The 20,736-nt window shown below is 33.5% G+C and carries 22 protein-coding genes and 1 pseudogene; 10 read left to right on the forward strand and 13 right to left on the reverse strand.

All coding sequences use genetic code 11. From position 1 onward, the window contains the following. The 7 genes and pseudogenes from tssC to BHU68_RS17905 all read left to right on the forward strand — a co-directional run. Positions 1–1,337: type VI secretion system contractile sheath large subunit (gene tssC / locus BHU68_RS08910; RefSeq protein ID WP_069473097.1), on the forward strand; the 1,337-nt coding region annotated here is incomplete at its 5' end. A gap of 8 nt (positions 1,338–1,345) precedes the next feature. Then, positions 1,346–1,756 carry a type VI secretion system baseplate subunit TssE gene (gene tssE, locus BHU68_RS08915; protein ID WP_069472948.1) on the forward strand — a complete coding sequence of 137 codons (411 nt, stop codon included), beginning with the start codon at positions 1,346–1,348 and terminating at the stop codon, positions 1,754–1,756. A 4-nt stretch (positions 1,757–1,760) separates the two neighbouring features. After that, positions 1,761–3,512 carry a type VI secretion system baseplate subunit TssF gene (gene tssF, locus BHU68_RS08920; RefSeq protein WP_069472949.1) on the forward strand — a complete coding sequence of 584 codons (1,752 nt, stop codon included), beginning with the start codon at positions 1,761–1,763 and terminating at the stop codon, positions 3,510–3,512. Further along, positions 3,476–4,471 carry a type VI secretion system baseplate subunit TssG gene (gene tssG, locus BHU68_RS08925; RefSeq protein ID WP_069472950.1) on the forward strand — a complete coding sequence of 332 codons (996 nt, stop codon included), beginning with the start codon at positions 3,476–3,478 and terminating at the stop codon, positions 4,469–4,471. Before tssF ends, tssG begins: the two co-directional genes overlap by 37 nt. A gap of 107 nt (positions 4,472–4,578) precedes the next feature. Further along, positions 4,579–4,908, forward strand: coding sequence for a hypothetical protein (locus BHU68_RS08930; RefSeq protein ID WP_141699483.1), 330 nt, complete (start codon positions 4,579–4,581; stop codon positions 4,906–4,908). Next, a complete protein-coding gene (locus tag BHU68_RS18350) occupies positions 4,898–4,963 on the forward strand; it encodes a hypothetical protein (protein ID WP_445082176.1) in 66 nt (21 codons plus the stop codon). Before BHU68_RS08930 ends, BHU68_RS18350 begins: the two co-directional genes overlap by 11 nt. Before the next feature lie 2 nt (positions 4,964–4,965). Continuing rightward, positions 4,966–5,121 (forward strand): annotated as a pseudogene (locus BHU68_RS17905) (UPF0175 family protein); the annotation flags it as partial. Between the two features lie 38 nt (positions 5,122–5,159). On the opposite strand, the gene BHU68_RS08935 reads toward BHU68_RS17905, so the two are convergent. The 13 genes from BHU68_RS08935 to BHU68_RS08990 all read right to left on the reverse strand — a co-directional run bounded on the left by BHU68_RS08935 (position 5,160) and on the right by BHU68_RS08990 (position 17,650). Next, positions 5,160–7,007, reverse strand: a complete 1,848-nt coding sequence (locus BHU68_RS08935; RefSeq protein WP_069470985.1) for a PKD domain-containing protein — start codon at positions 7,005–7,007, stop codon at positions 5,160–5,162. Positions 7,008–7,276: 269 nt separating this feature from the next. After that, positions 7,277–7,447: a Txe/YoeB family addiction module toxin gene (locus BHU68_RS08940; protein ID WP_445082174.1), complete on the reverse strand. Its 171-nt coding sequence runs from the start codon at positions 7,445–7,447 to the stop codon at positions 7,277–7,279. Between the two features lie 75 nt (positions 7,448–7,522). Beyond that, positions 7,523–7,783, reverse strand: a complete 261-nt coding sequence (locus BHU68_RS08945; RefSeq protein WP_069470986.1) for a type II toxin-antitoxin system Phd/YefM family antitoxin — start codon at positions 7,781–7,783, stop codon at positions 7,523–7,525. 97 nt (positions 7,784–7,880) lie between these two features. Next, complete coding sequence (locus tag BHU68_RS08950; protein ID WP_069470987.1) at positions 7,881–8,786, reverse strand: DUF368 domain-containing protein; 906 nt, start codon at positions 8,784–8,786, stop codon at positions 7,881–7,883. Positions 8,787–8,802: 16 nt separating this feature from the next. Further along, positions 8,803–9,864, reverse strand: a complete 1,062-nt coding sequence (hemE, locus tag BHU68_RS08955) for a uroporphyrinogen decarboxylase (RefSeq protein WP_069470988.1) — start codon at positions 9,862–9,864, stop codon at positions 8,803–8,805. Further along, positions 9,861–10,421, reverse strand: coding sequence for a FimV/HubP family polar landmark protein (locus BHU68_RS08960; RefSeq protein ID WP_069470989.1), 561 nt, complete (start codon positions 10,419–10,421; stop codon positions 9,861–9,863). Before BHU68_RS08960 ends, hemE begins: the two co-directional genes overlap by 4 nt. Positions 10,422–10,444: 23 nt before the next feature. Further along, entirely contained in the window at positions 10,445–10,720 is a 276-nt protein-coding gene (locus tag BHU68_RS08965; RefSeq protein ID WP_069470990.1) for a type II toxin-antitoxin system MqsA family antitoxin, read from the reverse strand. Between the two features lie 18 nt (positions 10,721–10,738). After that, complete coding sequence (locus BHU68_RS08970; protein ID WP_216092597.1) at positions 10,739–11,020, reverse strand: DUF4258 domain-containing protein; 282 nt, start codon at positions 11,018–11,020, stop codon at positions 10,739–10,741. A gap of 95 nt (positions 11,021–11,115) precedes the next feature. Next, positions 11,116–11,256, reverse strand: coding sequence for a hypothetical protein (locus BHU68_RS17250; protein WP_171899634.1), 141 nt, complete (start codon positions 11,254–11,256; stop codon positions 11,116–11,118). A 2-nt stretch (positions 11,257–11,258) separates the two neighbouring features. Beyond that, on the reverse strand, positions 11,259–12,383 hold the full coding sequence (locus tag BHU68_RS08975) for an MBOAT family O-acyltransferase (protein ID WP_069472951.1): 1,125 nt from the start codon (positions 12,381–12,383) through the stop codon (positions 11,259–11,261). Beyond that, the gene (locus tag BHU68_RS08980; RefSeq protein WP_069470992.1) at positions 12,370–13,224 is read right to left on the reverse strand and encodes a hypothetical protein; all 855 of its coding nucleotides are present in this window, start codon (positions 13,222–13,224) and stop codon (positions 12,370–12,372) included. Before BHU68_RS08980 ends, BHU68_RS08975 begins: the two co-directional genes overlap by 14 nt. Continuing rightward, positions 13,217–14,977 carry an AMP-binding protein gene (locus BHU68_RS08985; RefSeq protein ID WP_069470993.1) on the reverse strand — a complete coding sequence of 587 codons (1,761 nt, stop codon included), beginning with the start codon at positions 14,975–14,977 and terminating at the stop codon, positions 13,217–13,219. Before BHU68_RS08985 ends, BHU68_RS08980 begins: the two co-directional genes overlap by 8 nt. 42 nt (positions 14,978–15,019) lie before the next feature. After that, a complete protein-coding gene (locus tag BHU68_RS08990) occupies positions 15,020–17,650 on the reverse strand; it encodes a class I adenylate-forming enzyme family protein (RefSeq protein ID WP_069470994.1) in 2,631 nt (876 codons plus the stop codon). Positions 17,651–17,729: 79 nt separating this feature from the next. On the opposite strand from BHU68_RS08990, the gene BHU68_RS08995 reads away from it, so the two are divergent. The 3 genes from BHU68_RS08995 to purF are packed head-to-tail and all read left to right on the forward strand — an operon-like array spanning position 17,730 to position 20,721. Beyond that, positions 17,730–18,671, forward strand: coding sequence for a calcium/sodium antiporter (locus BHU68_RS08995; RefSeq protein ID WP_069470995.1), 942 nt, complete (start codon positions 17,730–17,732; stop codon positions 18,669–18,671). Then, the gene (locus BHU68_RS09000) at positions 18,668–19,189 is read left to right on the forward strand and encodes a CvpA family protein (RefSeq protein ID WP_069470996.1); all 522 of its coding nucleotides are present in this window, start codon (positions 18,668–18,670) and stop codon (positions 19,187–19,189) included. Before BHU68_RS08995 ends, BHU68_RS09000 begins: the two co-directional genes overlap by 4 nt. Before the next feature lie 8 nt (positions 19,190–19,197). Beyond that, the gene (purF, locus tag BHU68_RS09005) at positions 19,198–20,721 is read left to right on the forward strand and encodes an amidophosphoribosyltransferase (protein WP_069470997.1); all 1,524 of its coding nucleotides are present in this window, start codon (positions 19,198–19,200) and stop codon (positions 20,719–20,721) included. The last annotated feature ends 15 nt before the right edge of the window (positions 20,722–20,736 follow it).

Here is a 20,736-nt window from a genome sequence, read left to right on the forward strand (position 1 = left end):
TTGCTGAAATGCTGAAAAGACCTAAAGGAGAAAGGGTCAATAAAAATGTTGTGGATCAAATGATTGCTGGAATTGATCATAAATTAAGCGGTCAAGTGGATGAGATTTTACATAATGATGAATTTCAAAAGCTGGAATCAGCTTGGCGTGGTTTGAAATTTGTGATAGATAGAACTAATTTCCGTGAAAATATTAAAGTGGAAATGTTGAATGTCTCTAAAGATGACTTGTTAGATGATTTTGAAGAGGCACCTGAAATAGTGAAATCAGGTTTATATAAACATGTCTATACAGCGGAATATGGTCAATTTGGTGGTAAACCAGTAGGCGCGATGATTGCCAATTATGATTTTGGTCCTTCTGCACCTGATATTAAACTACTGCAAAATGTAGCAAGTATAGGCGCAATGGCACATGCACCATTTATTGCCGCAGCTGGTCCTCAATTTTTTGGTGATGATGACTTTTTAGCTTTGCCTAACAAAAAAGATTTAAAGTCTATTTTTGAAGGAGCTAAATATACTAAGTGGCAATCTTTCCGAGAATCTGAAGATTCCCGTTATGTTGGTTTAACTATGCCGCGTTTTCTGTTGCGATTACCTTATGATCCAGAAAATAATCCTGTTAAAGCCTTTAATTATGAAGAAAGTGTTCAGGGTTCTCATAAAGATTATCTTTGGGGTAATACATCTTACGCCTTTGCTACCCGTTTAACTGATAGTTTTGCTCAATATCGCTGGTGTCCAAATATTATTGGTCCTCAAAGCGGCGGTACAGTAGAAGATTTGCCTCTGCATCAATATGAAGCAATGGGACAAATTGAAACTAAAATTCCAACCGAAGTATTTGTATCAGATCGGCGTGAATATGAACTGGCTGAGGAAGGTTTTATTGGCCTTACTATGCGTAAGGATAGCGATAATGCTGCCTTTTTCTCGGCCAATTCAGTACAAAAACCCAAATTTTTTGGTATTAGCAAAGAGGGCAAAGAATCTGAAACCAATTATAAATTAGGCACACAATTGCCTTATATGTTCATCATAAATCGTTTAGCGCATTACATTAAAGTGTTGCAACGTGAACAAATAGGTAGTTGGAAAGAACGTTCTGATTTAGAAGCTGAGTTAAATAAATGGTTAAGCCAATATATAGCTGATCAAGAAAATCCATCGTCTGATGTTCGTAGTCGCCGCCCCCTTCGTAAAGCTCAAATTACTGTCGAAAATGTGGAAGGTGAACCGGGATGGTATAAAGTTAATATGAAAGTGCGTCCACATTTTAAATATATGGGAGCTGATTTTACCTTGTCATTAGTTGGTAAATTGGATAAAGAATAAGCTAGCTCATGGAACGCAGCTTACTAGAACGAATTGACCATCCTGAAGTTGAGTCAATTCGTCAATTAACCTTAGATACTGATGAATTATCGCGCTCAATTTTACGCAATTTGCAAAATATGTTTAATACACGTCAGGGCAGTGTTTTAACTGTAGCTGATTATGGTTCACCTGATTTTAATGATTTGGTTGATCAATTTCCAGATGCTATTATGGAAATTAGGAAGTCAATATTATACAATGTGAAGCAATATGAACCCAGACTTAAAAATATTCGAGTCAGACATATTGCAGATGAGGAAAATCCACTGGATTTAAAATTTGAAATTTCTGGGCAATTAAATTTGGGTAAAAGTCGAACTTCGGTGGCATTTACTACTATCATGGGCGATTCAGGGCGTATCAAAATACGAGGATAAATAATTGGCATCTCATTTCAATAAATACTATCAAGATGAATTGTCTTTTCTTAATGAGTTGGGCAAAGAATTTGCGCTGAAAAATCCTAAGTTAGCACCGTTTCTTGCTGAGCGGGGTAATGATCCTGACGTTGAAAGATTGTTGGAAGGCTTTGCGTTTCTGACTGGGCGTTTGCGCCAAAAATTGGATGATGAATTGCCAGAATTGACACATACGCTGATAAACCTATTATGGCCCCATTATTTGCGTCCAATTCCTTCGATGTCGATTCTGCAATTTGAACCAATCGAGAGTGCCTTAGCTGAAAAACAAAGGATTGCTAGAGGTTGCACTGTAGATTCTCTGCCAGTGGAAGCAACCGCTTGTCATTTTAAAACTTGTTATGATGTTGATATTTATCCTTTACGATTGGAACAAGTTAATTTGGAACGAGTGGCTTCTGGTTCAGTATTAAAATTGCGTTTCCTGCCAGAAGCTGGTGTTGGTTTAGATAAACTTGCGGTAGATAAATTACGTTTATTTTTGCATGGTGAATCTTATATTACTTATTCATTGTATCTTTGGTTATCTCGTTATTTAGATAATGTATTGGTGCAAGCAATTGGTAGTAATGATAAATTTACTTTAGCTAGTAAAGTGGTTACTCCAGTAGGTTTTGATGAACAACAAAGTTTGCTTCCTTATCCAGCCAATGCTTTTCCCGGTTATAGATTATTACAAGAATATTTTTCATTACCAGAAAAGTTTTTATTTTTAGATATAAATGAATTAAATGCAGTAAGTAATTTCAAGAGCGACGGATTTGAATTGATTTTTAATTTTTATCGTCCATTGGATGAGCAAATTCACTTGAATTTAAAAGACCATCATATTCGTCTGTATTGCACCCCTATAATTAATTTATTTCCATTGGATGCTTCTCCTATTCGTTTAGATCATAGACGTGTAGAATATCAAATTCGACCCGAAGCTAATCCTCCGCAACATTATGAAATATATTCGATTGATAAAGTAGAAGGTTTGTTAGCCGGTCAAAGTAATACGCAAACTTATTATGCTTTTGAATCTTTTGATCATGCAGCCAGTGATGTGGCAACTTTTTATCGAACACGAGTTCATCCTAGTGTGGTGCAACAAGGTGTAGATACTTATATTGCCTTTGTAACTGCCACCGAAGAGGTAACATTACCACCAGTTGAGACTATTTCTTTAGAATTAACTTGTAGTAATCGTAATTTAGCGGGAGAATTAAAACTTGGTGAAATTCGAGTTGCCACTGGTAATTCGCCGGAATTTGCAACTTTTGAAAATATTACAGTGGTGACATCCTCTTTTCCGCCACCATTAGAAGCAGGATTGCATTGGCAACTTATTTCTAATATGTCTTTAAATTATCTTTCTTTAGCCAATGTGGAAGCTTTAAGAATAATATTATCGGCTTATGACTTTGGAGCTTATTATAATACTCAAGCTGCGCTAGAAAGTAAGTTGCGCCGCGAAGGTCTAGCCGCAATACAAACGCGCCCGGTTGATGTGCTACATTATGGCACTCCGATTAGGGGCATACGTACTCACATTGATATGCTGGTAAGCAAATTTGCTGGTGAAGGAGATATGTATTTATTTGCATCAGTGTTGAATGAATTTTTGGCACTTTATGCCAGTATCAATTCTTTCCATCAATTAGAAGTAGAAACTGAAGAGGGTGAAATTTATTTATGGCCACCGAGACAAGGACAACAGAATCTGATGTAGTTGAACAACTCTGTGCTGATAGCCGTTATTATTCTTTTTTTAAATTGGTTGAATTGTTGCAATCTATTTCTAAAACGGCGGTGCCGGTTGGTCATCAAGGTCCAGTTGAGCGTGAAATTCTTCGATTTCGACCAGCCGCCCATTTAGCCTTTCCTGCCTCTGATATTGCTTCGCTTGAACATTCTGAAGATAAATTACAATTATCTATCAATTTTTTAGGTTTATATGGTACAACTTCGCCGCTTCCAGCATTTTATACTGAGGCGATCATCGCAGCGGATTTAGATGATAGCCTGCGCCGTGATTTTTTAGACTTATTTCATCACCGCATAATTTCATTGTTATATAGAATATGGCAAAAATATCGCTATTATATTGAATACCAAAAAGGAGCGGTGGATGTTTTTTCGCAACGGATGTATTCTCTAATAGGCTTAGGCAATGAAGAATTACGCCAGTCTAGCAACATAAAGTGGGAACGGCTATTATATTACGGTGGTTTATTAAGTATGCGGAGCCGCTCTGCGGTGGTGTTAGAAAAAATAATTTCCCATTATTTTGGTAACTTGCCAGTTAATATTGAACAAAGTGTTCTCCGTTGGGTGGAAATTGACACAACACAGCGTAACTGTATGGGTGCTGACAATTGTTCATTAGGACTTAATATGACCATAGGAGAACGAGTGTTAGATCGCGCTGGCAAATTTAATCTACGATTAGGACCACTTGATTTTGAACAATTTAAGGACTTTTTGCCGACGGGAAAATATTATGATAGTTTACGTGAATTAGTCAAAATTTTATTAATTGACCAGTTAGATTTTGATATTGTACTTATTTTAAAACGGGCAGAAGTTCCTTCTATGAGACTTTCAGAAGATACGCCTTGTCGGCTTGGTTGGTCTGGGTGGGTAGGTGATATTGCTGAAGATGGGGTGGTGGTGTTGTCGGGTAAATAACACTAATATTTATACTTATAAAATGAAATTCCTAGGCGGTGTTTGAGCATGTAACAATGTTTGCTTTACATCATGTTGAGGTCACACTCTTCTCGAAGAGGCAGGTTATGAGACATAAATGGGTTTTTGATGCGTCTCCACTCATTGTGTTAGGAAAGGCTGATCTTCTATCTACCATCAGCCCTTTAGCTGAAACTTGGATTATTCCAGAAAGCGTTGTCAAAGAAGTATCGCAGAAGACAGATGTTGATAGTTTGTTAAACAAATTGTCTGAAAATTCGAGAGTTGAACATCAAAGTGTTGCTATTGAACCATTAGTTGCTAATTGGAATCTTGGAGATGGCGAAAGTGAAGTTATCACATTAGCAGTAGAAAATTCTAAATATGGTGTGAATTTTAAATTTACCTTTAATAGGTTCTTTAGGTTTGGTAGTTAAAGCCAAAAAAGAAGGTTTGCTAGAATTTGCTAAACCAGCCTTTGAGCTGCATTAGCTTTATTTAGATCAGGTAAATTATCAGCTGGGGCAGCTACAGAATTAGCAGGAATAGATCGTTATGCTTTTATAGCAGAATGCAAAAAACACAATATACCAATTTTGAATTATTCACCTGAAAGTTTAGATGCTGGGTTACGTTTTTTTACTTTGTAAAAAAAGCTAACCCAACCTACAAAACTACAAAGCTACAGTTAGCGATTACTCAAAACAATTTCGGCAATAGCAATATTTGATTTTATAACTGTTGGTCCGCCTGTTATAAAGTTTTTGCCTTCTTTTATAAAAATAGCTGATAATGTGTAATTACCTCCGATATCTTCAGGTACTTGAAGTTGTAATATTCGGTAGGTTTCATCTATTCTTTCTATTGATGTTATAAAGGGTTGTGCTTTAGTACTAAATAGTTGTGTTATTTTGGGAGTCATATATAATATACCTCCTGCTGGCAATTGTATAGATATCCATAAGTCAACTCGTTGATTACGGTTTTTGATGATTTTTGCTTGTAAGTTTAACATTAGCATATCCCCAACTTGATAAAGTGGTTCATAGCCTATGAATTTTAGTTCAGCTACATTTTCATTATTAGTCGTTGGAGTAATATCAGCAGTAGTTACAGTAACAGTTTTAGTAATTTGAGCAGTTTCACCTTTATCATCTGTCACTGTCAAGCTAATAGTATATGTTCCCGGATTATTAAAAATAAATTGAGTATTTTGACTATTTGCAGCTTGACCATCAGAAGATGACCATTGATAACTTGTTATGCTTCCATCAGGATCAAAGGATGAACTTGCATTTAAGATCACTGTAAGCGGCGCATCACCTTGATTTGGTGACATAGTAAAATTAGCTTGAGGTGGTTGATTTTGTTGGTTTAATGTAATGATTTTATGGGTACTATTAGTAGCTCCTTTATCATCAGTAACAGTCAATATTATTTCATATGTTCCGGGATTAGGAAAAGTTAATTGACTATTTTTACCATTTGCAGCTTGACCATTAGAAGATGACCATTGATAAGCAGTAATACTACCATCAGGATCAAAGGATGAACTCGCATTTAAGCTAACTGTATTACCTTGTGATGACATGGTAAAAGATGCTTTAGGATCTTGATTTTTTGGTTCATTTACTGTAATTGTTTTCTCAACACTATTAGTAGCTCCTTTATCATCAGTAACAGTCAATATTATTGCATATGTTCCCGCATTATTAAAGGTTAATTGAGAATTTTTACCATTTGCAGTTTGACCATCAGAAGCTGACCATTGATAACTTGTTATGCTTCCATCAGGATCAAAAGATGAACTAGCATTTAAGCTAACTGTAAATGGCGCATTACCTTGACGTGGTGATAGGGTAAAAGATGCTTTAGGTGGTTGATTTGATGTTTCTTGACTTGACAAATCTTTAATTTCAAAATTATCAAAAGCAGCATCTAAAGAGTCGGATGCTTCTACACCAATAGCACCACCAGCACAACCATTTATCACTAATCGTTTAACTTCTGTATAGTTAATATAGAACCTAAATTCATTACCTGATTTGGCAATAGATAATTTATTGGATTTATTTTCCGTTATTAAAGACTTATTTTTTGTCCATTTCTGCAATTCCTTGTAATCTCCATCTATTTTAGCATCTATCACAAAATAACGATCTGCACCTGCTCCATTAATCAAAAATCGAACATAATCAGCGTTTCCAAAGCGGTTTTCTGTAACACATACATTTATACCATAACCAGAATTATTACCATCTAACCAAATTGTATCCACTGAGGCATTAAAGTCTGTAAAATAGTTAGAATTTTCAGGTTTAGCAGCCCAACCACCCTGATTAGAACCACCACCCCATACTGTAAAACTGGAGGTATTACCGCGATTTCCCTGAAACTCAAAACGCTTATTTGATACAGAAAACTGTGTACTTTCACTAAATCCACCACTTCCATTATTAAAATTTTCAAAAACATCAGCGGCTAATAACTGTGGCGTATAACATACTAATATAAATAATAAAACAATTGTCTTCATTGTTTTCATTCTCCTGTTTGTAAGATAGTCAATAATAATAAATACAATGTGTATTTATTATTATTTTATACCTTATTTTTTAAAAGTCAAATGTGTGATACTTAATTACGAAATTTTTTATCCCAAAGATACATCACAAACACCACCACAAAGCCAAATAGCATCATTAACAAGGCATAAGTGACATTCTAATTTCACATTTCTGGTAAATAAGGTGTCAGGTTTTTAAAACCTGACAGATCTGAGTATTTTATACGATATTATAGAGTTTAGTTATAATGGTAACGACATTGCACAATGATTAGTTCATCGTTGGAAAAAGTATATATCAAACGATGTTCATCAGTAATACGACGTGACCAAAAACCATTAAATTGATGTTTTAATTGTTCCGGTTTACCTAAACCAGTAAATGGTTCACGCTGAATATCCTTAATCAAAATATTAATCCTTTTCAAAATTTTCTTGTCGTTGCCAATATAAGTAATCTTGCCAAGCTCGATCACGAAAACAAATCATAGCGTTTCGACTAATTCATGTGATGTCAAATTTTTACGCATATTAATTTCTTCAACTGCTTCTAGCAAGTCTTTAGCATTAGCACTAGAGCGGGTTAAATAGCTTGTTTCTTGCCAAGCATTAAAGTCATCTAAACTCATAATTACTATCGGTTTATGATGCTCATCAGTTACGACCAATGGTTCATGATTATCATTAACAGCATCTATCACGCTCCATAAATCTTGTGCCGCTTCATTTAATGTCATTGCTTGCATCGTTTACTCCTTAAATTACCTTTATTTGTAGTAATTATACTACAGTTAGCGATTACTTAAAACAATTTCCGCAATAGCAAAATTTTATTTTTTAAAATTAATTACGAAATTTTTTCCCCCAAAGATACATCACAAACACCACCACAAAGCCAAATAACATCATTAATAAGGCATAAGTGACATTTTCATTCCACATTTCTGGTAAATAAGGTGTAGAACTAATTAGACGTTCTTTTTCGTGAACTTCTATATATGTGCGGTGTTGAAATGGCCATATTATCCATAATGATCCTATTAATATACCTATTATGATTTGTAAAGTCGCTGCATAATATTTTTGTAATAGCCAACCCAAAAATCTACTGAAGACTATTAATCCAGCTAAAACTCCGAATCCAAAAGGTACTAAAATCATAAAATTAAAATGACCAATCGCGTTTAATATTGTATCATATTTGTGTAATACCAATAAGATAAAGGAGCCAGATATGCCCGGTAAAATCATAGCTGTTATCGCTATCATGCCGCTTAGAAATATAAATAATGGTGTATCTGGTGTAGTCACTGGAACTAAAGTTACTATAAACAATCCAGATATAGCTCCAATACTAATAAAAAACATAGCACCAAAGTTAAATTTTTCTATTTCTGCTGATAAAGTTACTATTGATCCAATGATAAGCCCAAAAAATAGTCCATAAATAGGTTCTGGATGTGTATGTAATAACACAGGTAATGGAATTACTCGTGTGAAAAATAATAATGCGCAAAATAGTCCGATTACTAATGGAATTATAAATGCAAAATGTGGCTTTTCTAAAGCTGGTTTTATTTCAAATTTGATTACATGTTGTAACCAAACTAAATCAAAAGAACGAATAGCATCAATTAATTGTCTATAAATTCCTAAAATAAAAGCCATTGTGCCGCCACTAACTCCGGGAACCACATCGGCTGCTCCCATGCAAAATCCTTTAGCGGCTAAAATTACTTTGTCAATCATTTAAATTCCTTAATTATTAAGACGAAGTTGTATGGTATTTTGCACTTAAACTATGTACAGCATCAATAAATACAGCTACATTGTCAGGATCAATATGTTGATGAATGCCATGTCCTAAATTAAACACATGTCCATTGCCATGACCAAAACTAGCTAAAGTTGAAGCTACTTCTTGACGAATACGATCTGGTGAAGCATATAATACGCAAGGATCCATATTTCCTTGTAATGCAACTTGATCGCCAATACGTTGACGCGCTAATCCTATTGGTAGTTTCCAATCTAAACCAACAGCGTCACAACCAGTTGCCGCTATATTCTCTAGCCATTCATTACCATCTTTGGTAAATAAAATTATTGGTATATCTTTATTTGTTATATTTTCAACAATTTGTTGCATATAAGCTAAAGAAAATTCCAGATAATCACGACTACTAAGAACCCCGCCCCAAGTATCAAATACCATGATAGCTTGCGCTCCAGCGGCGATTTGAGCATTTAAATAAGCAGTAACTGCTTCTGTGATTTTTTCCAACAATTGAAATAATAATCTAGGTTGGTCAAACATTAAGCCTTTTATTTTACTAAAGTTTTTGCTAGGTCCACCTTCGACCATATAGGTAGCAAGAGTCCAAGGGCTGCCTGCAAAACCTATTAAAGGAACTGTTCCATCTAATTCACGCTTAATCAAACTAACTGCATCCATTACATAGGATAATTCCTCATTAGGATCTGGTATTACTAATTGTTCAATTGCCTTAGCGTCACGTATAGGGTGTTTAAATTTTGGTCCTTCGCCTTCACTAAAATATAAACCTAAGCCCATTGCATCTGGAATTGTCAATATATCGGAAAATAAAATAGCGGCATCCAGATCAAAGCGTGCTAATGGTTGTAAAGTTACTTCACAGGCTAATTCTGGTGTTTTGCATAAAGTAAGAAAATCATTAGCGCGTTTTCTAGTTTCAAGATATTCTGGCAAATAACGCCCTGCTTGACGCATCATCCATACTGGAGTTCGATCAACATCTTTGCCTTGTAATGCACGTAAAAAGCTGTCATTTTTTAATGAAGTCATAATATATTGGTGTTTTTGAAATTTTTTGTAATTTTTTTATTCATTTGAATCCATAAAAAAATAATAATAATTAGTAAAACCATTAACACTAAAGTAATGGTTAATAGATTTAACTGAAACTTATCTTTTATAACAATATCATTTTTAATTTCTATATTTTTTTTAATTTCTATATTTGGTAATATTTCAGTAGTTTCTATAACTAAAATTGGACATTCAATTGGAAAATCATAACGATTTTTCCATTCATTATTTTGCCGATTATATTCTTCTTGTGCGTCATAATATGTAATTGTTTGCATTTCTTCAACATTAGGAAGTTCTAAACTAACACCTACTTTTAAAGAGTTTATATTGCATGGTAGCTTAAAGGCATTAGGATTGAGTTTTTGTAAGGCTAAAATAACTTGATATATACTAACAGATGTTGAAGGTGGGCTTAGTTTTTTAGCTATATGCCATAAGTCTTCACTTGCTGTTGTTGGTCCATAAGTTGCTGCTTCAGCATTGCTGTTTGAATGTATTAATATACATATTATTAGTAATAAAATTGGCATTTTATAAAAAAAGTGATCAAATTTTATGCTTGCAGTGTGTTGTTATGAATATTTTTATGCGCATCACAGGGAATAGAAAAACCAGCAACCGATACTGGGCGTGTGATAGCAAAACTTTGGCGATGAAGCTTTATACGTTCTATCTCATATAATGTTTCTGCTGTTAAGTAACTTTCTCCACAATGTTGGCAAGTCATAACGGGAATATTTTCAATTACTAATAAATTTTCCCCTTTGCCATAACTGCGTGTCATCAGATGGGTGTGTACGCCTTCTTCATTGCATAAGTCACATTTCATAATTTTTTCCTTGTTATTTTACAATAGGAATACGGTAATAATAACCAATTTGCCAGTTATACTTAACTTACTCACCACAATGATCTTATTATGAGTTAAGGTATAGCCTTTAATAAGGTATTTCCATTCCCCTATTTTATGCTCTTTTTGCCGTTCAACAATTTCACCAGTGAGTATGGCACGTTCGACATCAAAAATTGTCAGTTCATCATTGTCCATTTCTTCTTCAGCATGTAGAGTCATTATATACTGACGGCTTCGGATTTTTTCCTGCATCTGTTTTAGAATACGTTCAAACACAATATATATAATCTTTCTTAGTTTGTTTTATAATTATAAGATTTATTTTTATTCTTAGCAGAGGTATTTTGTGGATTCATTGACATTAGTTTTATTTATATTTCCATATATCTAAAAACTCCAGATTCTGGAGCCGCTAATAAAATGGTAGCAATGATCAATAAAAAATAAATCAATACAACCGTTACTGCTGCTACATTTTCTGGCATAAAGTTCATTAAGTAGTTATAAAGCATTATTATCCTCCAAATATAAGACGTTGATAATTTTGGATTATATCTTGTGAACGTGTGATTTCAAATCCTAATATCACAAAATTAAAAGTTATTAATACTGAAATTATTTTAATAATCCACAGCATTATAACGCGATCTTTATAATAATTTTCAATAGTTTGCCCAAAGCTATTGGTAAATTTATAATAAACTACTAAACCAAGAGCATGATAGCCTCCCCACAGCAGGTATCGAAATGATAATTCATGCCATAAACCAATTCCTATCATGGTAGCTACAATAGCTAATTGGTGATTTCGTGTTAGTGATGCAACTGGTTGATAAATGTAAGAGCGGCACCAGTCAGATAAACTGATATGCCAACGTCGCCAAAATTCCGCAATATTAGTGCTTAAAAAAGGATTATTAAAGTTTTCATTGAGACGAAAACCTAGCATTAGGGCTAATGCAATGGCAATGTCAGTAGCACCAGAGAAGGAAAAATATAAATGAAAACCATATTGAAGGGATAGTAGATATTCAGCCAATCTTGGATAATCTGCTTCAATTGTAGTTATGAAATTCATAATCTTTCGATTAAATAAATAATCTGCTAGAATAACTAATTTTGCATATCCCCATATTAAACGTTCCAGTGCTAAAGATATTATGGATTTATCAAAAGTCTGACGTTGCCAATCTGATTGGAATTCTTTATAACGATGAATTGGTCCAATTAAGAGAGAAGGAAAAAACATTAAATATGCAAATAGCATATCGGTGGATATTTTGCCTAAATGTCCCTTATAATTTTCCATCAGAAAATGGATTGCCTTGAGAAGATAAAAAGCTAAACCGATTAATATAATTATATTATTTGATGGTAAGGCACGGTAAGCTATAAAGATTAATATAAGGATTATTATTCCCCATAAGCCATGTATCAATCTGTTTGCAGGAAAGCGTAAAGCAATTAAGGTTAATATACTGATAATGACCAGCATTATGGCAGAAATCCATGAAAAAAACGAAAGTATTAATCCACTGCCAATTGAAAGATACCATAGTCGCCAAATTCTTGGTACAAGCCAATATCCTATAATTAATATGCTTGCTAAGATTAAGTATAAAGGATCAAGTAGATTCATGAATTAATTTCAATATACGTTCACGAAGCCAAGTAGAATATTTAGCTCTACCAGCTTCATTAAGGTGACTATTATCACAATATTTTTCGGAAGTAAGTTTATCTGGGTAAACAATTAGTGGTAAATTAAGTTTTTTTGCCAAAGAATTAACTAATTTTCGCCATCTATCTAAGTCTGAGGCAAGAGCGCGTTCCATTTGATCTGCGCGAGGAATATCTACTAATACAATTCTTATTCCTTGATTTTGTATATTTTTAATCCATTCAATAACATTGACAGAAATAGGGATAGAATTTCTATAATATTTCTGAAGTGCTTTTACTTTCTCTGACTTAGGAGAACCATTATAAATATGACCACAATTTTGTTTGTATATTTTTTCATTTTTTCCAATTAAATATTTGATAAAAAATTTAATTTTGGTACGTACTTGACGTGCTTTTTCCTGCCATATTTTTGGTTTTAATTTCTTCATTAGCAATAAATCTGTCTGTAGCACTAATATTGTAGTTTTTTTTCTTAAAGCTATATCTAAATAAGGTTTTATTTTTCTAAAATCAGCTCCTGAAACTGCTAACAAAAAACTATATACATCAGATCCCAAGGCATCCGACGCTAACCATGCAGCATTTCTCATTAATGAGTTACCAGCTAATATAACTAATGCCTTTTTATTTTCTTCTAAGTTTTTAAAAGTATTTAAATAAATCTGTTCTTGCCAAAGTTTATTTTTGTTATCTATCCAATCATCAATAACTAATGAATAAACTATTAATACTAAGCATAATAATCCTAATATCCACCACCATAAATATATTGGCATTCCGCGAATTTTACTCATCCATTTTTTCCTGAACTAAACGGATCACATCATTTAGCCGTTCAATTGACATCATTTCACGAGCTGTAAAGCTAATTTTATAATGTTTTTCAACAGCTAGAATTAGTTGAAGATGTCCTAGAGAATCCCAGCCCAATGTAGTTTCTGGACTACTGTCACTTGACAGTGTATTGGTATCTACCTTAAACATATCCGTAGCTAAATGAATTATTTTAAATGATATATCTGGACTATCACCCTTTTCTTTACGCTCTTCACATATTTTTTGTAATGTTTGAAGAGCAACTTTTCCAGAAGGACCTCGTGGCAGACTATCAAATTCAAAAATATAATCAGGATGCTTATATGTTGATAGCTTACTAGCATAAAAATTCTTTAAATCCAATTTATTAAATTCTGTAGAAGTCACAATACAAGCAATTACTTGTTCTTCCATTTCTGGATTAGCTAAGCCTATCACTTCACATTCACAAACCTCTGGGTGCTGCAACAATACATCTCTAATTTCTTCAGGGCTGATATTTTCACCGCCTTTGATAATTACATTTTTCAAACGACCAACTATTGAAATAAATCCTTTATCATCTATAGACGCTAAATCTCCTGTGTGAAGCCAACCATCTTTTAAAACCTCTAATGTTGCTTTTGGATTATCTATATATTCTTTAAAAAGCATATTGCCGCTAACAATTAATTCGCCAGCACTACTTATCTTTATTTCAATACCATTTAAAACCTTACCAACTGTGCCTTTACGATCATCAGGACCACAAATAGAGATAGCCATGCTGGTTTCCGTGAGTCCATAAATATTACAAATACGAACATTAAATTCATCTTCAAATAGTTGCCATAACTCATTGTTCAATGGACCAGCGGTTGATATAACATATTTAAAAGTTTGCCATTGAAATAATTCTGCCGCTTGATCTTTAATACGATTAAAATAGGATAAAATAACTGGAACCGTTATAAAATGAGTGACTTGTTCACGATACAATTCGCCAATAAAAGCATCTATATTGGTAAAACTAAAAGGCTTTGAACGAACCAAAGTTGCGCCATTAAACAAAGTAAGAATTGGACCATGTAATAGTCCGTCAGCATGATGAAGGGGCAAGGCATTATGTATTCGATCTGAAGATGAATAATGCATATGTTGCGAAATAGCTTTAATATTACTCAGTATAGCATCCAATGATAATAAAATAGCTTTTGGACGGCTAGTTGTACCCGACGAAAACAATACAAGCCCTGATGTATCAGACTGACGAATATCTGCTATACCATTGATTGAATCAAGAATAGAAGGATAATTATCTTCATGTTCTGTTACACGTTTTCTCAATAGTTTTTTTAGTAACTTAGCCTTTTTTGGTCTTGAATTAACCAATAATAATGGAAGCGACATTTTAGTGAAATTACTATCGCGTTCTGTACAAATCCAATTCGGTTTTACTATATCAATTAAGATTTCAGCCTCATACTGACTAACTTTAGGATCCGCAACAATAACAACTGCACCAGCTCGCCATGCGCCTAAACAAAGTTGAACAAGTAAACGATCATCATTAACCGCTAAAAATATTCGTTCTCCAGCTTTAACGCCTTGTGACTCATACCATATTTGAGTTTTAGCAGTTATTTCTAAGAAATCGCCATAATTAAGCTTTTGACCATCATTTAGCCAGTAAATATGTTTTGGTGAGTTTTCATATGCTTTTTGAAAAAGTGTCAATAATGGATTACTCATATATAATCTACCTCAATCTCTCCTAAAGAAATACCAACAATATCACGCATTTTTGTTATTATATTGTTTGCCAATGCCGAATTTTACATTTGGTAATGCTTCTTTTACTTCAGATTCAAGCGCATTTAAATATAATATTTCACCATTTGGCAAATTTATTTGATCATCCTTTCGTCCTAATAATATAATGTCACCATTTTGTTCTTTATAACCAAAATCATTGGTATAAAACCAACCAGAATTAATTTCCTTAACACCATCATAGTCAGAGCAATATTTTTGCATGAGCTGATCTGAGAAAACGCGAATTTCTCCAATTTTTTCATCTGTATTCTTAACAATATCAATTAAGGCACCCACCGGCTTGCCGATACTTGCTGAATTGGAATGTTCCTTATTTACAGTGCAAATACCACCAGTTTCTGTTAAACCATAATAAGTTCCAATATCAATAGAAAATTTATCTTTAAGACCATCATTTATTGATTTAGAAGCTCTAGCACCTGTAATTAACCAAAGTTTAAGACTGGAAAAAGTATGTTTAGATAAACGATCTTTTAGACCATAGATAATTTTAGCTAAAATTGGTGTACTCACTAAAGTATCAGGATGATATTGTTGACATAGTTCAATCAAAGTTTGTGCTGAATTTTTGACTGGAATATCTGGCAATATAATTTCTACATTTGCTACAAACCCTAATACCGCAGCATTTCTCAAACCACTCATTGTATGAAAGCCACCTAAACCTAGAAACCTCGAACCAGATATTAAATTAAAATTTGCTGCAAGTTTGCTGGCACCACGATATAATGCAGAAAAACTATGTACCACACCTTTAGCTTTTCCAGTGCTACCAGATGTATATAAGATAACAGCAGTTTCATAATCCGCATATCGCGGTTTAATATTGCGTTCTTGCGTCAAATAGTCACTTAGATACTTATAATCTTGTTTAAAGTTTGACTCAGAAAGTGGATCAAAATGTATTATCAAATCCGATTGATATGGAATAAGCTCTGAATTATATTCCAAGAATAATGCTTTAGGTTTGACTTCTTGAAGAACTTCAACTTTTCTCGTTTCTGACCATTCATGACAGATTGGCACGGCTACCAAACCTGATAACCAGCACGCCCATATAACTAACAAATATTCAGGATGAGGTGGAGAAATAATGGCAACATTATCACCAACATTTAATCCTTCAGCAACTAGAAAAGCATTGATTTCAAGTACAATTTCTCGCACATCATTCCAGCTAAATTCTTCATCATGGTAGGCACTAATCATAATTGATGGATTCGATTTATTACTTTCCATTAGTTGCCACAAATCAGAAAACTTACCGCTACGATATACAGGATCCATGATTTGTAGTGTTGAATAAAAATTCTGCAAATCAAACATAGCATCAGATACAGAACTAATAAATCCAATATCACGTTCCTGTAAAGAAAGTGCATATTTAGCTGTTTCATCAAAATCTATTTGGCATTTAGACGAAGTTTCACCAAGACTTAATCCTTGTTGTAAACAAAAAAGCACTTGGCGTTCTCTATCACTCAATTGATATGGAAAATGCTTACTGATGTAGTTATAGTACAAAGGATGTCTTGACAGCAAATACTGACAATGCCCTGCTAAATTGCTAGAACTGATCTTGACATTAGAAGAATTTAAGTCAACATCCAGTAATGGATTAATTAAAAAATGTGAACTTGGTTTTATATCAATCCTAGCCCAACGACTTGGATATAAATAGAGTTTATCTTGCCCAACAGGTGCTATATATAGTAAAGCGTTATAATGTGACATATCAGGATCATCTTGAGCTTCTTCTACATTTTTAAGTTCAAAAAGATGTTGTTCTGATAATAAATAACTCTTTCTATTTATAGGTTTAAGTATTCGATCCAGATATTTTCGGTAATGATTACCATGATACTGAATACATCCTCTATCAAAATATGGAGATGGTTCGCTATTTGTGAGATGGATATGAGGAAATACTAAAGCAGCTGATTTTTTTGCAACACGCAAACATTCTCCTATGAGAGGAGAATGGCTATAACGATGAAATGTATCCAATCCATGAATTAAACCAAAAAAGTTATCTTTAAATGGTAAACCTTTTTCAATATCCAAAAAAATAACATGTAGATTTGAGGACCTTTTTTTTAACCAATAACAATATCCATGATAACCCAAGACATTTTTATTACCTTCCCACACCATAAATATAGGATTATCAGGAAATAATGAAGCCAATAATTCGCCAGACCAACCAGTGCGCCCCCATAAATCTAAAATAGGAACTTTAGGCTTTATTTGTTGAGCTATATCTTTTAAAAGGGGAAATAATGCGCGAGTTGATTCATTAAAGGGTTGAAATGCTGCATAAGAATCAAAGACTGATTTTTCTTGTTTTATAAAATAGCTATAATCAGGCAAATTACCCCAAAAATTTTTACGCAGTTGATCATAATCAGATTGAATCTGATCAATAAATAATTTTCCTTCAGTAAAAAATAAAAATCCATCTAATGACGGAAACCCCACACCACATTTTGGACAAACAAAATGACCAGTGTCTTTATTGAAGCCATACCATTTTAAATTTTCTCGACATGATAAGCATAAGAATGTTGGTTTTACATTATTTTGATACATAAGAAGTATTTTTTATCTAATTTTTCTTAGTTTGTTCTATAATTATAAGATTTATTTTTATTCTTAGCAGAGGTATTTTGTGGATTCATTGACATTAGTTTTATTTATTTTAGGATTTGTTTTATTAGTAGGAGGGGCAAATTTATTAGTAGAAGGTGCATCCCGTTTAGCTGGGCTTCTTGGAGTATCACCTTTAATTATTGGATTGACAGTTGTTGCTTTTGGCACTAGCGCACCTGAATTAGCTGTAAGTGTTCAATCTAGTTTGCAAGGGCAAACTGATTTAGCTATAGGTAATGTAGTTGGTAGTAATATTTTAAATATATTGTTGGTATTAGGTGTTGCCGCGCTTATTACGCCAATTAGCGTTCATGAACGTTTGGTGAAGTTAGAGGTGCCTATAATGATTGCTGTTTCTGTGTTGTTACTAGTTTTGTCTTTTGATGGAATAATTAGCCGTTGGGATGGTTTGTTGTTATTTAGTGGCATATTGTTATATATATTGTTTACCATCAAAACACAGCATAAAGTTGAGGTTTCTGAAACAGAGCAGGATTCCAATTCTGGTGTTGCTAGTATCATATTACAATTACTATTTATAATAATAGGATTAGGATTATTAGTTCTAGGTTCACAATGGTTAGTTAATGGAGCTGTTGCAATTGCAGAATTATTTGGTGTGAGTCAATTAGTTATTGGTTTAACCATTGTTTCTATAGGAACTTCTTTACCAGAATTAGCCACGGTTGTAGTTGCTAGTTTGAAAAAGCAAGAGGATTTAGTTGTTGGTAATGTAGTTGGTAGTAATATATTTAATATTTTATTAGTGTTAGGTGCTACTAGTTTGGTTGCACCAAATGGAATAGTTGTATCTGAAGCCGCTATAGAATTTGATATGCTAATAATGATTGCAGTCGCCTTTCTTTGTTTGCCGATTTTCTTTAATGGTAAAATTCAGCGTTGGGAAGGTGGTTTGTTTTTAGGCTTGTATGTGGCTTATACCACTTATTTATTGTTATGATTAATTGGGTAGATGTTAGTATTGTTTTTTTAATCTTATTGTTAGGATATTTAAGTTATTTTCAAAGCTTTGTTAAAGCTTTGTTATCATTAATATCTTGGTCATTATCATTTATAGTAGCTATTTTTTTCTTAAATGACTTAGCAAATATTTTAACGCCTCTGATTCCTTTTCAGGATTTAAGTATTGGCGTTGCGATTATGCTGCTATTTTTTACTAGTTTTATTTTATTGAAATCGCTAAGTTATTTGTTATTAAGTACATTTAATCAAAATTATTTATCAATTTTAGAACGTTTGTTAAGTTTATTTATTGGTTTTAGTAGGGCTATAGTAATTGTGGTTTTCTTGATTATGTTAGGTGGTTTAACTCAATTACCCACAAAACCTTGGTGGCAGAATTCCTTTCTAATGACTAATTTAAAACCTGTTGTAACTGGGTTGCGTAGCTATTTACCTATTGAGGTAGCTACTCAATTTAATTTTGATTTGCCTCCTGAATTTGAAAACTCTAATTAAAAAGATATATGTGTGGAATTATTGGAATTGTAGGAAAGTATCCTGTTAATCAGGCTTTGTATGATGGATTAACAGTGTTACAACATCGGGGGCAAGATGCGGCTGGTATTGTTACTTGTGATGATGATAGGTTATATCTGCGTAAAAATAATGGTCTTGTCCGTGATGTTTTTCATACTCGTCATATGAAAAATTTACATGGCAATATGGGCATGGGTCATGTGCGATATCCAACCGCTGGTTGTGATTCTAGCGCGGAAGCTCAACCTTTGTATGTGAATTCTCCTTATGGTATAACTCTGGCGCATAATGGTAATTTAATAAATGCTGATTCTTTGAAAGAGGAGTTATTTAAGCAGGAATTACGTCATATTAATACTAATTCTGATTCTGAGGTGTTATTGAATGTTTTTGCCTATGAGTTACATCAGTTAAATAAGTTAAAGGTTACTAAACAGGATATTTTTGAGGCGGTTAGTCGTGTTCATAAGCGTTGTAAAGGTGCTTATGCAGCGGTTGCTATGATTACTGGTGTTGGTATTGTGGCATTTCGTGATCCTTATGGTATTCGCCCTGTAGTTTTTGGTAAACGTAATACTCCTAATGGCACTGAGTATATGTTTGCTTCTGAAAGTGTTGCAATTGATATTTTAGGTTTTGAGTTAGTTAGAGATATTCATCCGGGTGAGGCTATTTTTATCAGTGTTGATGGTAAGTTATATACTCATCAATGTGCTGATAATCCAGTTTATGCTCCTTGTATTTTTGAGCATGTTTATATGGCTCGCCCAGATTCTATTATTGATAATATTTCGGTTTATAAGGCGCGTTTACGTATGGGTAAGTATTTAGCTAAAAAGATTTTACATACTTATCCTAAGCATGAGATAGATGTAGTTATTCCAATTCCTGATACCAGTCGCACTGCGGCTTTACAGTTAGCTTATATTCTGAATTGCAAATTTCGTGAGGGTTTTGTAAAAAATCGTTATATTCCGCGCACATTTATTATGCCCGGACAAAGTATGCGTAAAAAGTCTGTACGTCAAAAGTTGAATGCAATTAATTTAGAATTTAGGAATAAAAATGTCTTATTAGTAGATGATTCTATTGTGCGTGGAACAACTTCTAAGCAGATTATTGAGATGGCGCGTGATGCTGGAGCTAAAAAGGTGTTTTTTGCATCAGCAGCTCCAGCAGTTCGTTATCCAAATGTTTATGGTATTGATATGCCATCAGTGCAAGAATTATTAGCTCATAATCGTAATAGTGAGGAAATTGCCGAATTGATTGGCGCGGATTGGTTGATTTATCAAGATTTGGAAGATTTAATTTCTTCATGTATGCGTAAAGGCAATAAGAATATTAAGCAATTTGATACTTCTTGTTTTAACGGTAATTATGTAACGGGTGATGTTGATCAGGATTATCTTGATCATATTGAAACTGCTCGTAATGATGCCGCTAAAAATGGATGTGAAACTGATAAAAATACGGAAAGTATTGATTTATATAATGATAGATTGGAATGAATATTTGAGGTAAAT

Origin of the sequence: Candidatus Marithrix sp. Canyon 246 (assembly GCF_001723685.1) — a bacterium.
Taxonomy (GTDB): Bacteria; Pseudomonadota; Gammaproteobacteria; order Beggiatoales; family Beggiatoaceae; genus Marithrix.

What these genes read in the sequence shown, in the direction of transcription:
- tssE (WP_069472948.1), top strand. Translation starts at nt 1,346, where the DNA reads ATGGAACGCAGCTTACTAGAACGAATTGACCATCCTGAAGTTGAGTCA.
- BHU68_RS08990 (WP_069470994.1), bottom strand. Translation starts at nt 17,650, where the DNA reads ATGTATCAAAATAATGTAAAACCAACATTCTTATGCTTATCATGTCGA.
- purF (WP_069470997.1), top strand. Translation starts at nt 19,198, where the DNA reads ATGTGTGGAATTATTGGAATTGTAGGAAAGTATCCTGTTAATCAGGCT.
- BHU68_RS08945 (WP_069470986.1), bottom strand. Translation starts at nt 7,783, where the DNA reads ATGCAAGCAATGACATTAAATGAAGCGGCACAAGATTTATGGAGCGTG.
- tssG (WP_069472950.1), top strand. Translation starts at nt 3,476, where the DNA reads ATGGCCACCGAGACAAGGACAACAGAATCTGATGTAGTTGAACAACTC.
- BHU68_RS08960 (WP_069470989.1), bottom strand. Translation starts at nt 10,421, where the DNA reads ATGCCAATTTTATTACTAATAATATGTATATTAATACATTCAAACAGC.
- BHU68_RS08965 (WP_069470990.1), bottom strand. Translation starts at nt 10,720, where the DNA reads ATGAAATGTGACTTATGCAATGAAGAAGGCGTACACACCCATCTGATG.
- BHU68_RS09000 (WP_069470996.1), top strand. Translation starts at nt 18,668, where the DNA reads ATGATTAATTGGGTAGATGTTAGTATTGTTTTTTTAATCTTATTGTTA.
- BHU68_RS08935 (WP_069470985.1), bottom strand. Translation starts at nt 7,007, where the DNA reads ATGAAGACAATTGTTTTATTATTTATATTAGTATGTTATACGCCACAG.
- BHU68_RS08985 (WP_069470993.1), bottom strand. Translation starts at nt 14,977, where the DNA reads ATGAGTAATCCATTATTGACACTTTTTCAAAAAGCATATGAAAACTCA.
- BHU68_RS08950 (WP_069470987.1), bottom strand. Translation starts at nt 8,786, where the DNA reads ATGATTGACAAAGTAATTTTAGCCGCTAAAGGATTTTGCATGGGAGCA.
- BHU68_RS08930 (WP_141699483.1), top strand. Translation starts at nt 4,579, where the DNA reads ATGAGACATAAATGGGTTTTTGATGCGTCTCCACTCATTGTGTTAGGA.
- BHU68_RS08980 (WP_069470992.1), bottom strand. Translation starts at nt 13,224, where the DNA reads ATGAGTAAAATTCGCGGAATGCCAATATATTTATGGTGGTGGATATTA.
- hemE (WP_069470988.1), bottom strand. Translation starts at nt 9,864, where the DNA reads ATGACTTCATTAAAAAATGACAGCTTTTTACGTGCATTACAAGGCAAA.
- BHU68_RS17250 (WP_171899634.1), bottom strand. Translation starts at nt 11,256, where the DNA reads ATGCTTTATAACTACTTAATGAACTTTATGCCAGAAAATGTAGCAGCA.
- BHU68_RS08975 (WP_069472951.1), bottom strand. Translation starts at nt 12,383, where the DNA reads ATGAATCTACTTGATCCTTTATACTTAATCTTAGCAAGCATATTAATT.